Below are 13,837 nucleotides of genomic sequence, written 5' to 3'. Positions count from 1 at the left end.
AATGGCGCCATGAGCACGCAACGTATTTCGGACAAGGTGGCCGCGCAGCTGCGCGGCCTGGTGCAGGAACAACGGCTGCAGCCGGGTGACCGGCTGCCGGCCGAGCGCACCCTGGCGGTGCAGCTGGGGGTCTCGCGCACGGCCTTGCGCGAGGCCATCGCGCAGCTGGCCAGCCAAGGTCTGTTGACCGCACGGGTCGGTGGCGGCACCTACGTGGCCGAGCCTGCGGCACGCGCGCGGCAGGCGCTGGATGAACCGCTGGCGCCGTACCTGCCGCTGTTCCAGGGCGACCCGGAATACCGCTTCGACGTGCTGGAGATCCGCCACGCGCTGGAAGGTGCCACCGCCTGGCATGCGGCGCTGCGTGCCACCGACGAGGACCGCGCGCGCATCGCACAAGCCTTCCAGACCATGATGGACGCGCACGGCAAGGACGACCCCACCGGCGAAGCCGAGGCCGACGCGGCCTTCCACCTGTCCATCGCCGAGGCCTCGCACAATCTGGTGCTGCTGCAGGTGATGCGCGGGCTGTTCGAACTGCTGCAGACCAACATCTCGCAGAGCCGCGAAAAGCTCTACACCTCGGCGAGGACCTTCTCGCCGCTGTCCGACCAGCACCGCGAGATGATGGATGCGGTGCTGGCCGGCGACCCCGAACGCGCGCGCGCCGCCGCGCATGCCCACCTCGAGTTCGTGCACACCACACTGCGCACCCTCGATGACAACGAAGCCCGGCGTGCGCGGGCCTCGCGCCTGCCTTCCCCCCACGGTTGACCCCATGATCATCTCCGCCTCCACCGATTACCGTGCTGCTGCCGAACGCCGGCTGCCGCCGTTCCTGTTCCACTACATCGATGGCGGCGCGTATGCCGAGCACACGCTGAAGCGCAACGTTTCCGACCTGTCCGACATCGCGCTGCGCCAGCGCATCCTGCGCAACATGTCCGACCTGAGCCTGGAAACCGAGCTGTTCGGCGAAGAACTGGCGATGCCGGTGGCGCTGGCGCCGGTCGGCCTGACCGGCATGTATGCGCGGCGCGGCGAGGTACAGGCGGCGCGCGCGGCCGACAGCCGCGGCATCCCGTTCACCCTCTCCACGGTGTCGGTGTGCCCGATCGAGGAAGTGGTACCGGCCATCCAGCGGCCGATGTGGTTCCAGCTGTACGTGCTGCGCGACCGTGGCTTCATGCGCAATGCGCTGGAGCGTGCACAGGCTGCCGGCGTGACCACGCTGGTATTCACCGTGGACATGCCGGTGCCGGGCGCGCGCTACCGCGATGCACACTCGGGCATGAGCGGCCCGAATGCCTCGCTGCGCCGCATCGGCCAGGCCATCACCCATCCGCACTGGGCGTGGGACGTGGGCCTGTTCGGCCGCCCGCATGACCTGGGCAACATCTCCACCTACCGCGGCAACCCTACCGGGCTGGAGGATTACATCGGTTGGCTGGGCAGCAACTTCGATCCCTCCATTTCGTGGAAGGACCTGGAGTGGATCCGCGAATTCTGGAAGGGCCCGATGGTGATCAAGGGCATCCTCGACCCGGATGACGCACGTGATGCGGTGAAGTTCGGTGCCGATGGCATCGTGGTCTCCAATCACGGTGGCCGCCAGCTGGACGGCGTGCTGTCCACCGCGCGTGCGTTGCCGGCCATCGCCGATGCGGTGCAGGGCGACCTGAAGATCCTCGCCGATTCCGGCATCCGCACTGGCCTGGACGTGGTGCGCATGCTGGCGCTTGGGGCCGATACCGTGCTGCTGGGACGCGCCTTCATCTATGCGCTGGCCGCGCAGGGCGAGGCCGGCGTGGCCAACCTGCTGGACCTGATCGCCAAGGAAATGCGCGTGGCGATGACCCTGACCGGTGCGCGCCGCATCGCCGACATCGGCCGCGATTCGCTGGTCAGCCTGCCATGAGCGGCCACGACGCCGTGCTGGCACAGTTGCGCGATGCGGTCGGCAATCGCCATGTACTGACCGGCGACAAGGCCACGCGGCGCTTCCGTCGCGGCTACCGCTTCGGCGATGGCCCAGTGCTGGCGGTGGTGCGCCCGGGGACGCTGCTGGAACTGTGGCGCGTGCTGCAGGCAGCGGTGCAGGGCGGCGCCGCGATCATCCTGCAGGCGGCCAACACCGGGCTGACCGGCGGCTCGACCCCGGATGGCGATGACTATGGCCGGCCGATCGTGCTGGTCAGCACGCTGCGCCTGACCGGCATCCAGTTGTTGAACGAAGGCCGGCAGGTGCTGTGCCTGCCTGGCGCGACGCTGGACCGCCTGGAGCAGACGCTGGCCCCGCTGGGTCGCGAACCGCATTCGGTGATCGGCTCGTCCTGCATCGGCGCCTCGGTGCTGGGCGGCATCTGCAACAACTCCGGTGGCGCGCTGGTGCGACGTGGCCCGGCCTACACCGAGCTGGCGCTGTATGCGCAGGTCGATGCGCAGGGCCAGTTGCAGCTGGTCAACCATCTGGGCATCGCGCTGGGTGACACGCCCGAGCAGATCCTGCAGCGCCTGCAGGCCGGTGACTACACGGCCGCCGACGTGGGCGATGGCGACGGCCGTGCGGCTTCCGATCCACGCTATGCCGAGGAAGTACGCAAGGTCGATGCCGATACCCCCGCACGTTTCAACGCCGATCCCAGCCGCCACTTCGAGGCGGCCGGGTCCGCGGGCAAGCTGGCGGTGTTCGCGGTGCGCCTGGACACCTTCGAAAAGGAGGCCGCCGAAGTCTTCTACATCGGCAGCAACCGCACCGACAGCCTCACCGCGATCCGCCGCCAGCTGCTGACCGGCTTCGAGCGCCTGCCGATCGCGGGCGAGTACATTCACCGCGATGCCTATGACATCGGCGAGCGCTACGGCAAGGACAGCTTCCTGCTGATTGATCGCCTCGGTACCTCTCGTGTGCCCGCGGCGTTCGCATTGAAGAGCCGCATCGATGGCTGGTTCGAACGGCTGGGCCTGCGCGGGGTGACCGACCGGGTGATGCAGATGCTGACCGGCCTGCTGCCCTCGCACCTGCCCAAGCGCATGGGTGAGTTCCGCCAGCGCTATGAGCATCACCTGCTGCTGAAGGTGTCCGCGCAGGACGCAGCGCAAACCGAAGCCTGGCTGCGCGATTTCTTCGCTGGCCACGAAGGCGGCTATTTCCACTGCACGGCCGAGGAGGGGCGCAAGGCGTTCCTGCATCGTTTCGCCGTAGCCGGTGCCGCGGTGCGCTACCGCGAAGTGCATCGTGAGCAGGTGCAGGACATCGTCGCGCTGGACATCGCGCTGCGACGTGACGACGCCGACTGGTTCGAGCAGCTACCGGCGGATATCGACGGCCGCCTGTTGCACAAGCTGTATTACGGGCACTTCCTGTGCCACGTGTTCCATCAGGACTACATCGCGCGCAAGGGCGAAGACCCGATGGCGATCGAGCATGCGATGTGGGCGCTGCTGGACCAGCGTGGCGCCGAGTATCCGGCCGAGCACAACGTCGGCCACCTGTACCCGGCCAAGCCGGCGCTGGCCGGGTTCTACAAGCAGCTGGACCCGAGCAATACCTTCAACCCGGGTATTGGCCAGACGTCGAAGGCGAAGGGGTGGGGCAGCTGCGATTGCAGTGGGCATTGAGGACGGAAAGGGCAGTCGAGCATGGCTCGACGCTACAAGGGCGATGCCGGGCAGGCCCGCCGCCGTCCGGGTAGCGGTTACCATCGGAATCCCAGCCACAGGAGCCGCCCATGCCTTCCATTCCCGTCCGCGCCGCCCTGTGCGCTGCATTGCTGGCGACCCCGCTGCTGGTGCTGGCGCAGTCTTCTATCCTGCCGCAGCAGCGCGATGCCGCTGGCAATGTGATGGAACCGCTGGGGCAGGTGCTGATCGCGAGTGAGACTGGACCATCGGGGCTTTACGACTGCACGCGGGACGGCAACTGGTGCGTGCGCGTGCAGCCGGTCGCCGAGGAGGGTGACCGGCCGAGCGTGCTGGAAGTGCTTGAGAAGGTGCAGGGCCAGGGCAAGCCACACACCTACCACGTCAGCATCGACGTGCCGCAGGAAGCCGACCTGTCACTGTGGCCGTGGATCGTGCGCCTGGCGTCGGGCGTGGGCAGCGACGAAACAGTGACCGACCCGCAGCAGCGCGCCCGCCAGAATGTGCTGGTAGGCGGCATCGTCAAGTTCAGCACCATGTACTCCGGTGGAGGTGCCGACGCGTCCACGCTGCAGTTGGCACGCGTGCGCCACCTGCAGGACGACATCCAGGTGGACGACGACGTGCTGACCGTGCCATGGCTGGGCAATGCGATGATCCGCGCCTGTTTCAGCGAGCAGGACATGAAGCAGCGCGCAGGCGCCTGCCACGACGAATACGGGTTCTCGGCCAAGCTCGGGCTGGATCCGGTGGCCGAGGGCATGCCGATGCTGCGCTACCAGACCGTGGCGACCCGGTTCCCGGCGGGTGTTTCGCGCTTCGAGGATTCGCTGGCCAAGGGCCCGCTGAAGAAGAAGGACCTGCGCACCGAGCAGGACCCGGCGTGCAGCTACACGCGGCTGTTCCGCTTCAGTGATGGGGTGTTCAACCCCGACCAGGCGCTGCCGGACTGCGCGGGGTATACCGAACCCTGACATGTAGCGTCGAGCCATGCTCGACTGGAGTTTTCTGTAGAGCCGAGCCTGCCCTCGGCTGTCACGGAAGCGCAGCCGAGCGTGGGCTCGGCTCTACAGCGCCTACTCGCAGCGGGTGGCGGTGATGATGTTGTCCTTGTCCACGTAAACGCGCAGGCGATCCTGGCGGATGTCCTTGGTGGTGATGGTGCTGGGGCCGATCGGGTTGACCAGGCCGGCGCCGCTCTCGCGGGACAGGCGGCGGATGTTGGGTTCGTTGGCCGGCTGGCCGATTGCCCAGCCCAGCTGGCTGGCATCGCAGTGGCCGGTACCCTTGACCTGCGGGCCAGGGGTGCTGACGCAGGCCGACAGCAGCAGGGCCGACGCAGGCAGTAGCAGGGACAGACGGAAGGCGGACATGCGAGCGCTCCTGCGCAGGGAAGATGGGCGGAACGATAGCACCCGCCGCGCGAAAGGCGTCAGCACTCCGGTCATTGCCGGCACAGCGTGGTCATTGCATAGTGGCAGGGATGGCTGGCAGCACGCCAGCGGGCAGGCCGGGCCATTCCGGTGCAGGTGTTGGATACGCTATGACGGCAGGCAGTTTGCGCGACAAGCGCAGGGCGAGAAGGGTACTGGCAGTGTCGGTGCTGGGCGTGGCGTTTGCCGCCTCTGCCATCGAACCGGCGCCGGACGCCGCTGCGGAAGCGCCGGTGTTCGGTGCCTGGCGCAACCTGCAGACCGAGGCAGGCTACGCACCCGCCCAGCGCAACCTGGCATTCGCGATGCTGCCGCAGGCCGCCACCCGCGGCGATCGATTCGCCATTGTCGATCGTGAGGGCAAGCGCGCGGTGTGCTGCCTGCAGGTGGCCAGCCCGTCGCTGGGCGTGGCCGCACTGCGCGAGCAATACCACCTGCCACAGGCCTGGGTGACCGACCTCAGCAATGGCCGCAGCCCGGCACGCCCCTACCTGCCGCATGTCTATGCGATGCAGCGCGTGGATGAACTGGCCGACTATGCTTTCACCGATGTGCCGGGGGCCTACAGCGACCTGGGTGGGCTGCTGATTCCCGAAGGTGCCGCGCTGGAGGCCGATGGCAGCGCCGTGCGCCTGGGTGATGACCGTTATTCCCTGCATTTCCAGCGCCAGCCGCACGCCGAAGATGATGGCGCACTGGACCGCTACACCCTGCAGGCGGGCGAGGGCGTGGCTCCGATCGTGGTTGAAGTGCCGTTCGGCACCTACTGATTGCAGCACCGCACTGGCTAGAATGCAGCGCGGCACCGCCTGCCGTGCCTGTTCCGTGAGTCGCCGCCGTGTCCCTGCGCCCGTTGCTGCTGTCGCCCCTGCTGCTGTTGTCCGCCTGTGCGAGCGCGCCGCCTCCGCCGCCCGCCCATTCCGATGCGCTGTGGCGCCTGATCGAGCGTGACTGCCAGGCAGCTGACGGCCCGCGCGGCAGCTGCCTGCGGGTAGAGACGGCAACCGGCCGCCGTGACGTGCTGGTCAAGGATGCACACGGTGACTACCAGTTCCTGCTGATGCCGCTGGACAAGGTAAGTGGCATCGAGAACCGCGGTCTTTACCAGCGTGGGGCGCCGAACTACTTCGCTGCGGCCTGGCAGGCGCGCAGCCACACCGAACAAGCCTTGCGGCAACCGCTGCCGCGCAACGTCGCGAGCCTGGCATTGAACTCGCCGCACGGCCGTTCGCAGCACCAGCTGCATATCCACGTGGATTGCCTGCGTGGCGACGTGTTGCAGGCGTTGGACGTGCATGCCGCTGCCCTGGGCAGCCAGTGGTCACCGTTGCCGGTGCCGCTGCGCGGTCATCAGTACCAGGCCCGCCTGTTGCCGGGCGCGGAACTGACCGCCAATCCGCTCAATCTGCTGGCCTATGACCTCGCCGGCGTGGACGACGTGGGCCAGTGGAGCCTGGTGGTGGCGGGACGGGATCCGGTGCAGGGTGGCCCGGGTTTCATCCTGCTGGCCACCCGTGTGGACCCCGGCACCGGCAACGAGGCCAGCGCTGAAGAGCTGCAGGACCACGCCTGCGCAGTGCTGACCGGCGCAGGTGCATCGCTGGAGCGGGTCCGCTAACTCTCGGGGTGCTGGCGGCTGCGCCAGACCGGCGCGGTCAGTGCCAGCAGCTGGCGATCCTGCCAACCGTCCAGATCCAGGTGGTGGTCGCGCAGCAGCCCTTCCTGTTCGAAGCCGAAGGCGTGCAGTGCAGTGGCGAACGGGCTGCTGCAGTCCGGTGGCAGCATCACGAACAGGCGGTGCACGCCCACATCCTCGAAAAGGAACGGGCACAGCGCCCGCAGCGCTGCATCCGCGTGCGGGTGCCAATGCTGCAGCGACAGCAGCTCGGCGCAGCGCGTATGCAAGCACTGCAGGCGGACATGCAACTGGTCCAGCACGGTGCCGTGCTCGTCATCGAATACCCCCAGCATCAGCTGATCGTTGTCCTGCTCCAGCCGCGAGCGGTGCATGTGGGCCAGGAAGCGTGCTTCCTCGTCGATACCCGCCGGATGGCGTCGGCCGCGCCGGCGGCGATCATCGAACAGGCGCCAGCGCGGCAGGTCGGTACGCTGGAACGGGCGCAGGGTGACCGGTGCGGCCTGCAGCTGCAGCAGGTGACGGCGCAGCACCGGTCGCAACGGGGGGAGAAGCGAGGTGGGATACGGGATCATCATCCCCGGCACGATGGCCGTGCCCGCCTCCCTGCACCATTCAAAACATTGCAAAAATGCGGTGAGCGGAGCCGGGGGTCTGATTCGGTTCAGGCATAAGCCCATCAGGGCTGGTCATTTCCGTTGAAACCACCCATTCAGGACACTTTCGTTACGGGATCGTTATGTGCCGCACAGGCCACGGCTCCCCCGTACCACCCGCCCACTCCCCCAGGAAGCCCATGTCCGCCTCCCACAAGGCGTTGCGCCCGCGTCCGCTGGTGCTCGCGCTGTCGTCCCTGATGCTGGTCTCGCTGCCGGCCTTCGCGCAGGAAAGCGCACCCACCACATTGCAGGAAGTGAAGGTCACCGGCTCGCGCATTCCCCGTGCCAGTGTCGAGGGGCCCTCGCCGGTGACGGTGATCAGCCGCGAGCAGATCGATGCGCAGGGCTACCGCAATGCCTTCGACGCGCTGAGCGCGCTGACCGAGAACACCGGCAACGTGCAGGGCGAGGACTTCGGCAATACGTTCACACCGGCCGCCAACACCATCAACCTGCGTGGACTGGGTCCGAACCGCACGCTGGTGCTGGTCAACGGCCGCCGCCAGGCCGACTACCCGCTGGCCTACGAGGGCTCGGTGAACGTGGTCAACCTCGCCAACATTCCCAGCGCCCTGATCGAGCGCATCGAGGTGCTCGCCGCGGGTGCGTCGGCGGTATATGGCTCCGATGCCATCGCCGGCGTGGTCAACATCATCCTCAAGGACCGCTTTGAAGGCGTGGACGTGAACGTGCGCGCCGGCGGCACCCAGCAGGGCGGGGGTGACAACCAGCGGGCGCAGGTGGTCGGTGGCAGTTCCGGCGAGCGTTGGGATGCGCTGTTCGGCTTCGAGTTCGACGTGCGCAAGGCGATCCACGCGCGCCAACGCGACTTCATGGATTCACTGGACGATGATCCGGCCGGCAAGGCGCCGCAGGCGACCGCGATCGCCTATCGCCGCAATGCTGCCACCGGCCGCAACATCGATCCGGGCGTGAGCGGCTGCGACGCAGCGTCGGGCATTTATGGCGGCAGCGTGTTCCGTGCCAACAACCCGCGCCAGGGCTGGTACTGCGGCAGCAACGAGGCCGCCGCCAGCTACTGGACCGTGCAGACCCAGAAGCGCAACCTCAATGGCTATGGCCTGTTGACCTTCCACGTCAACGACACCACCGACCTGTTCGCCGATGTCGCCGTGGGCAGCGCGCGCATCTACAACAACACGCGTGCGCCGACCTGGACGTCGTCACGCAACTACTTCTACAACCAGAACAGCGGGAACCTGGAGAGCTGGTACCGCCGCTTCGCGCCGGAGGAAATCGGTGGCCTGCCGCGCAATGCCAATCGGTTCCTGGAGAACTCGTGGTCGTTCAACCTGGGCGCGCGCGGCCAGATCGGCGACAGCGGCTGGGACTACGAGGCGGTCTACAGCCGTTCGCGCTACGAGAACCGCACCCGTCGCCCGGTGCTGCTGGCCGGCATCAACGAGTACCTGCTGGGCCCGAAGCTGGGCGTGCGCAATGGCGTGGAGGTCTATGCGCCGGACCCGGTGCGCCTGTTCAAGCCTTTGACTCCGAACGAGTACGAGGGCCTGTCCGACTATCAGGAAAGTCGCAACGCGGCGTGGCTGCAGACCTTCAGCGCCAGCATCAATGGCCGCCTGTTCGCACTGCCGGGCGGCGATGCTGCGCTGGCGGCGGTGGTCGAGGCCGGCAGCCAGGGCTACCGCAACCGCCCGGACCCGCGCCTGGGCACCGGCGAGTTCTGGAACACCAGCGCCGGTATCGGTGCCGGCGGTGATCGTGATCGCTATGCGGCCGGCGTTGAACTGCAGTTGCCGTTGCTGCAATCGCTGACCACCACGCTGGCCGGCCGCTACGACCAGTACCGCGCAGGCGGCGAGCACATCGGCAAGGCGACCTGGAGCTTCGGCGTCGAGTTCCGCCCGATCGAGAGCCTGTTGATCCGCGGCTCTGCTGCGACCAGCTTCCGTGCGCCGGACATGAACTACGTGTTTGCCACCGAGACCCGCGGCTACAACCCGGGCATGACCGATTACTGGCGCTGCCGTACTGCAGGCCAGTCGTACGACAACTGCGACTACAACGGCCTGTCGATCGACTACAGCAACCGTGCCAACGCACAGCTGCAGCCGGAAACCGCCAAATCCTATGGGTTCGGCGTGGTCTGGTCGCCGCTGTCCGGGCTGGACTTCAGTGCTGACTACTACGACATCCGCATCGACAATGAGGTCACCAGCCTCGACACCAGCCGTATTCTTCGTGATGAAGCCGATTGCCGCCTGGGACGCACGTTGGGTGGCGAAGCGCGCGATATCGGTTCACCGCTGTGCCAGGACGCGCTGTCGCGGGTGATCCGCAACCCGTCCAATGCCACGGTGCAGCCGGACCAGGTAACCCGCGTGCTGATCAATCCGATCAACGCGGCCTCCGAGTCGGTGCGCGGCCTGGACCTGAAAGGCAACTGGCGCTTCGACGCCGGCCGCTATGGCCGCTTCACCACGCGCCTGGCCTATACCGTGGTGCTGGAGCATAAATACCGGCAGTTCTCCGATGATCCGGAGCGTGACATCCGCAATTCACTGGATGACTACCAGTGGCGCAGCAAGGCCAATGGCAGCATCACCTGGAACCAGGGCGACTGGACCACCACGCTGTACGGCAATCGTTTCGGTTCACTGCCGAAGACCGATGGCAGTGGCCGCATCGCGCCGTACATGACCTACAACGCCAGCGTGTTCCGCCAGTTCGGCGAGAACCTGTCGGTGGGCGTGATCGTCAACAACCTGCGTGACAGCCGCCCGCCGGCGGACAGGAACGGGGGCGGCTGGCCGTTCTACCCGGTCGGCAACTACGACCCGTATGGCCGCCAGTACTGGCTGCAGCTGGACTACCGGTTCCGCTGATCGGGCGGGCAGACAGAAGGCCCGGCAATGCCGGGCCTTCTGCTGTCTAGACACCGCGGTGATGGCGCGCGCCGGTCGGCTAGGGCAGGGCCTGTTGCAGGTACGACTCGATGACGTAGCTGAAGGGCTGCTGCTGGCGATCGCGTAGCAGCGCGCGCACTTCCAGGACCACGCCGTCGTCGCCTTCGCCACGCGGTGGCCAGAACGTCTGGTCAGCCAGGGTCTGGCGCTGGAAACCGAGCGGGCCGACCACGCGGCCAAAGGGTTCGTCGGTGCTGTCCAGCACCTGGTTCATGGCCGGGCTGAGATGGTCCGGCAGGTACCAGTTGTCGGCCTCGGACAGCACGCGGCTGCCACAGACCAGCTGTACCCGGCGGTAGCGCAGCGCGGTGCCAGGCTGCGTCGCACCCAGCGCCTGCAGCACATCGGCAGGGGCAGGCTTGTCCTGGCCATGCACACGCACCGCGCGCACCCGCGCCTGTTCGGCCAGGCCGTGTTCGGCGCACCAGTGTTCCAGGGTGGCGGTGGCGCTCTGCCCGGACAGCACACGCTGGTGCAACCGCTCGACGAGGGCAGCCGATGCGATGCGCTGTTGGCCCGGCGGCGCCTGCAGCGGCGCGGTGGCGGCCGTATCGGCGGCGGACAGGCTGGCCATCGGGGCAGCAGCGAGCAGGGACGCGGCCTGCCAGCGGCGGAGGCGATCGTGGCGGTCGGACGGGCCCATGCGGCATCACAGCGGAAACAGGTGCCTATGGTACCCGTTCAGGCGTGTGCACGGCGTGGCTGCGAGCTCCGTCGCAACCGCGTTCATCGGATTGGTGAATATGTGGCATCCAGATATTTCGTTGGCCGATGGCAGCGCGGGCGCGCAGGATGGCGTCATGACTTGGCTTTCCGGGAGTTTCCGATGACGCTTCAGTTCGTCCATGGCGGTGTAGACCGCTACGGCGCGCCACTGCATTTCCATATCCGTGACGGCCGCATCAGTGGCCTCAATGGCGAGGCCTCGCCGGCCGACGGGGCGGAATGCGTCGACCTGCAGGGCTTCGCGGTCCTGCCCGGGCTGGTCGACGGCCACATCCATCTGGACAAGAGTTTTGTCGGCGACCGCTGGCACCCGCATCAACGGGTGAACAGCCTGCGTGAGCGGTTGGCGGTAGAGAAGGCCGCGGTAGCGGGTGCCGCGCCGATGGTGGACCGTGCCGAGGCATTGATCCGCCAGTGCAGCCGCTTCGGCACGGTGGCCATGCGCTGCCACGTCGACATCGACGGCAGCACGGGCCTGCGTCATCTCGAGGCAGTACGCGAGGCGGCGCTGCGCTGCGCCGACATCATGCGGATCCAGCTGGTGGCGTTCCCGCAGGCCGGGGTGATGTCCTGTCCGGGCACCGCCGCCGTGCTTGAGCAGGCCCTTGCAGCGGGCGTGGAGGTGCTGGGAGGCATCGACCCGACCACGCTGGATGGCGATGCTGAGGACCAGCTGGCACTGCTGTTCGGCCTGGCCGAGCGCTATGGCGTGCGCCTGGACATCCACCTGCATGAGCCCGGCGAAACCGGACTGGCCCAGTTGCTGCGCATTGCCGCGCGGACCCGGGCCGCTGGCCTGCAGGGGCGGGTGGCGGTCAGTCATGCCTACTCGCTGGGCGACGTGCCGCTGGCGCGCGCGTTGCAGGTGGGCGAGGCGCTGGCCACGGCGGGTGTGGCGATCATGAGCAACGCGCCGGGTGATCATCCATTTCCGCCTTTGCGCGCACTGCATGATGCGGGCGTGCGCGTGTTCGCCGGCAACGACAACATCCGCGACTGCTGGTGGCCTTACGGCAACGGCGATCTGCTGCAGCGGGCGATGCTGCTGGGCTACCGCTCGGGCTTCTACACCGATGCCGACCTGATGCTGGCGCTGGACATGGTCACGACCCATGCGGCGCAGGTGATCGGGCTGCCGCAATACGGTCTCGTGGAAGGGCATCCAGCCACTTTCGTGGCCGTGCGGGCCGATCATGGCCCGGCTGCCGTGGCCGGGGTGCCGGTGCAGCGCCGGGTAGTGGTGGATGGCCGTTGGCTGTAGATCCACGCCGCGCCAGCTCCGTGTAGTGCCGAGCCATGCCCGGCGGCTTTCAGGCGTAATCGTCTGCGCGGGTGGCGACGAACTCTTCCAGCCACGCCAGCAGATGGGCGATGTCGATGACCTCGCCCTGCTCCACGCGCTTGAGCAGCAGGGTGCCGGCGCCGATCTGCAAGTTGCTGTCGGCATGGCGCAGCACCGCGTCGATGCCCCAGGCATCGGTGACCTGCATCCAGGCCAGGCCCGGCACGCGTTGCGCCAGAGTGTCACCGAACGCCACGCCCAGGGCTTCCCAGCCGCCGCAGTCGTCACGATCGATCAGTTCGGCATCGACCACGCGCTGCAATGTGCTGGCGGCCAGCGGCCATTGCACCGGCAACGTCGAGAAGCTGGCGGCCACGCGCGCGGCGATCAGTGCACGCTGGTGCTGCAGGTGCGTCTGCAGCGCCGCAGGCAGGGGATCGAAGCGGGTCGGGGTTTCGTCGGACATGGCGAGGCGCCGTGGAGCACGGAATCAAGGGGCACTGTACGAGGCCATGATGCCTGCCGTGCGGCAAGATTGATCAGATATCGATGATCAATGCGCGTAAGGCATCCACGCGTGGCGTGGACCTACCGTGGTCAATCCGGTTCGCGCTGTACCTGCCGCCACAGCTCGCTGGCCAGTACCCGCACCGCATCATCGGCATCGGCACGATGCAGCAGGCCGATTTCGTAGTTGTCGATCACCGGCAGCCCGCGCTCGCCATCGATGATGCGGTGCTCGCGCGTGACCGCGCGGCGCGGCAGCAGGCTGATGCCGATGCCATCAGCCACCGCGCCCTGGATGCCACTCAGCGACGAACTGGTGAAGGCAATGCGCCAGCGCAGGCCCAGCGCTTCCACGGCGTGGATCATCTCGTCGCGGTACAGCCCTCGCGGCGGGAAGGTGACCAGCGGCAGCGGGTCCTGCTGCAGGCAGCTGCTGCGCAGGCTGTCGATCCAGTGCATCGGCTCGCGGCGGCAGTGCACCGCCTGGCGGCTGTTGCGGCGCTGCTTGACCAGCACCAGGTCCAGCTCGCCGTGGTCGAAACCCTGTGCCAGGGCGCGGCTCAGGCCGCTGCTGATCTCCAGCTTCACCTGCGGGTGGCGGCGGCTGAAGGCGGCCAGCATGCGAGTGGTCTGCGGGTTGACGAAGTCTTCGGGTACGCCGATGCGGACCGCGGTTTCCACCGTCGCGCCGGCCAGCGCCTGTGCCATTTCCTCGTTCAGGTCGAGCATGCGCCGCGCATAGCCGAGCAGGGTGTGGCCGGCGTCGGTGGGGTGTACATCGCGGTGGCCGCGCTCGAGCAGGCGATGCCCGGCCAGTTCCTCCAGCCGCCGTACCTTCTGGCTGACCGTGGACTGCGTCGAATGCAGGCGCGTGGCCGCCGTGGTGAAGCTGCCGCAGTCGGCCACCATCACCAGCGCCCGCAGCAGGTCCAGTTCGAACAGGGTTCTATTCGATTTGGCACTGTCTTGCATTTGAACATTTCACTTCTGGATACCCAGGCCGACTT

13 protein-coding genes are annotated in these 13,837 nt (G+C 67.6%); 8 read left to right on the top strand and 5 right to left on the bottom strand.

The window, feature by feature from the left end; all coding sequences use genetic code 11:
- Positions 1-9: 9 nt before the first annotated feature.
- From lldR to ROV93_RS18670, 4 genes are all read left to right on the top strand, one after another.
- The gene (gene lldR, locus ROV93_RS18685; RefSeq protein ID WP_012511377.1) at positions 10-774 is read left to right on the top strand and encodes a transcriptional regulator LldR; all 765 of its coding nucleotides are present in this window, start codon (positions 10-12) and stop codon (positions 772-774) included.
- A 4-nt stretch (positions 775-778) separates the two neighbouring features.
- Positions 779-1,918 (top strand): FMN-dependent L-lactate dehydrogenase LldD, encoded by a 1,140-nt coding sequence (gene lldD, locus ROV93_RS18680; RefSeq protein WP_072167471.1) that lies wholly within the window; start codon positions 779-781, stop codon positions 1,916-1,918.
- Positions 1,915-3,621 (top strand): D-lactate dehydrogenase, encoded by a 1,707-nt coding sequence (gene dld, locus ROV93_RS18675; protein WP_072167472.1) that lies wholly within the window; start codon positions 1,915-1,917, stop codon positions 3,619-3,621. The genes lldD and dld overlap by 4 nt, the downstream gene beginning before the upstream one ends.
- A 110-nt stretch (positions 3,622-3,731) precedes the next feature.
- Complete coding sequence (locus tag ROV93_RS18670; RefSeq protein WP_072167473.1) at positions 3,732-4,616, top strand: hypothetical protein; 885 nt, start codon at positions 3,732-3,734, stop codon at positions 4,614-4,616.
- A gap of 102 nt (positions 4,617-4,718) precedes the next feature.
- Here ROV93_RS18670 and ROV93_RS18665 read toward each other — a convergent pair whose 3' ends face one another.
- Complete coding sequence (locus tag ROV93_RS18665) at positions 4,719-5,015, bottom strand: I78 family peptidase inhibitor (RefSeq protein WP_069138284.1); 297 nt, start codon at positions 5,013-5,015, stop codon at positions 4,719-4,721.
- A gap of 170 nt (positions 5,016-5,185) precedes the next feature.
- On the opposite strand from ROV93_RS18665, the gene ROV93_RS18660 reads away from it, so the two are divergent.
- Positions 5,186-5,845 (top strand): decarboxylase, encoded by a 660-nt coding sequence (locus tag ROV93_RS18660; RefSeq protein WP_072167474.1) that lies wholly within the window; start codon positions 5,186-5,188, stop codon positions 5,843-5,845.
- Between the two features lie 68 nt (positions 5,846-5,913).
- Complete coding sequence (locus ROV93_RS18655; protein ID WP_072167475.1) at positions 5,914-6,693, top strand: CDP-diacylglycerol diphosphatase; 780 nt, start codon at positions 5,914-5,916, stop codon at positions 6,691-6,693.
- Here the strand turns inward: ROV93_RS18655 and ROV93_RS18650 are convergent.
- The gene (locus ROV93_RS18650) at positions 6,690-7,289 is read right to left on the bottom strand and encodes a GNAT family protein (protein WP_072167476.1); all 600 of its coding nucleotides are present in this window, start codon (positions 7,287-7,289) and stop codon (positions 6,690-6,692) included. The two genes, ROV93_RS18655 and ROV93_RS18650, sit on opposite strands and share 4 nt — an antisense overlap.
- 218 nt (positions 7,290-7,507) lie before the next feature.
- On the opposite strand from ROV93_RS18650, the gene ROV93_RS18645 reads away from it, so the two are divergent.
- Complete coding sequence (locus tag ROV93_RS18645) at positions 7,508-10,234, top strand: TonB-dependent receptor (RefSeq protein ID WP_072167477.1); 2,727 nt, start codon at positions 7,508-7,510, stop codon at positions 10,232-10,234.
- Between the two features lie 79 nt (positions 10,235-10,313).
- Here the strand turns inward: ROV93_RS18645 and ROV93_RS18640 are convergent, their stop codons facing one another.
- Entirely contained in the window at positions 10,314-10,958 is a 645-nt protein-coding gene (locus tag ROV93_RS18640; RefSeq protein ID WP_072167478.1) for a hypothetical protein, read from the bottom strand.
- A 183-nt stretch (positions 10,959-11,141) separates the two neighbouring features.
- Between ROV93_RS18640 and ROV93_RS18635 the strand changes: the two genes are divergently transcribed.
- Positions 11,142-12,302 carry an amidohydrolase family protein gene (locus ROV93_RS18635; RefSeq protein ID WP_072167479.1) on the top strand — a complete coding sequence of 387 codons (1,161 nt, stop codon included), beginning with the start codon at positions 11,142-11,144 and terminating at the stop codon, positions 12,300-12,302.
- A gap of 49 nt (positions 12,303-12,351) precedes the next feature.
- Here the strand turns inward: ROV93_RS18635 and ROV93_RS18630 are convergent, their stop codons facing one another.
- Positions 12,352-12,789 (bottom strand): DUF3806 domain-containing protein, encoded by a 438-nt coding sequence (locus ROV93_RS18630; RefSeq protein WP_072167480.1) that lies wholly within the window; start codon positions 12,787-12,789, stop codon positions 12,352-12,354.
- Between the two features lie 131 nt (positions 12,790-12,920).
- The gene (locus ROV93_RS18625; protein WP_312540757.1) at positions 12,921-13,802 is read right to left on the bottom strand and encodes a LysR substrate-binding domain-containing protein; all 882 of its coding nucleotides are present in this window, start codon (positions 13,800-13,802) and stop codon (positions 12,921-12,923) included.
- Positions 13,803-13,837 lie beyond the last annotated feature (35 nt).

This window comes from Stenotrophomonas maltophilia group sp. msm4, from assembly GCF_032025605.1.
Lineage (GTDB): Bacteria > Pseudomonadota > Gammaproteobacteria > Xanthomonadales > Xanthomonadaceae > Stenotrophomonas > Stenotrophomonas sepilia.
This window is presented reverse-complemented; position numbering and strand designations above follow the sequence as displayed.

Coding starts and splice junctions, on each gene's coding strand:
- ROV93_RS18630 (WP_072167480.1), bottom strand. CDS start 12,789: ATGTCCGACGAAACCCCGACCCGCTTCGATCCCCTGCCTGCGGCGCTG.
- ROV93_RS18625 (WP_312540757.1), bottom strand. CDS start 13,802: ATGCAAGACAGTGCCAAATCGAATAGAACCCTGTTCGAACTGGACCTG.
- ROV93_RS18650 (WP_072167476.1), bottom strand. CDS start 7,289: ATGATGATCCCGTATCCCACCTCGCTTCTCCCCCCGTTGCGACCGGTG.
- ROV93_RS18665 (WP_069138284.1), bottom strand. CDS start 5,015: ATGTCCGCCTTCCGTCTGTCCCTGCTACTGCCTGCGTCGGCCCTGCTG.
- ROV93_RS18635 (WP_072167479.1), top strand. CDS start 11,142: ATGACGCTTCAGTTCGTCCATGGCGGTGTAGACCGCTACGGCGCGCCA.
- ROV93_RS18640 (WP_072167478.1), bottom strand. CDS start 10,958: ATGGGCCCGTCCGACCGCCACGATCGCCTCCGCCGCTGGCAGGCCGCG.
- ROV93_RS18670 (WP_072167473.1), top strand. CDS start 3,732: ATGCCTTCCATTCCCGTCCGCGCCGCCCTGTGCGCTGCATTGCTGGCG.
- lldD (WP_072167471.1), top strand. CDS start 779: ATGATCATCTCCGCCTCCACCGATTACCGTGCTGCTGCCGAACGCCGG.
- dld (WP_072167472.1), top strand. CDS start 1,915: ATGAGCGGCCACGACGCCGTGCTGGCACAGTTGCGCGATGCGGTCGGC.
- lldR (WP_012511377.1), top strand. CDS start 10: ATGAGCACGCAACGTATTTCGGACAAGGTGGCCGCGCAGCTGCGCGGC.
- ROV93_RS18645 (WP_072167477.1), top strand. CDS start 7,508: ATGTCCGCCTCCCACAAGGCGTTGCGCCCGCGTCCGCTGGTGCTCGCG.
- ROV93_RS18660 (WP_072167474.1), top strand. CDS start 5,186: ATGACGGCAGGCAGTTTGCGCGACAAGCGCAGGGCGAGAAGGGTACTG.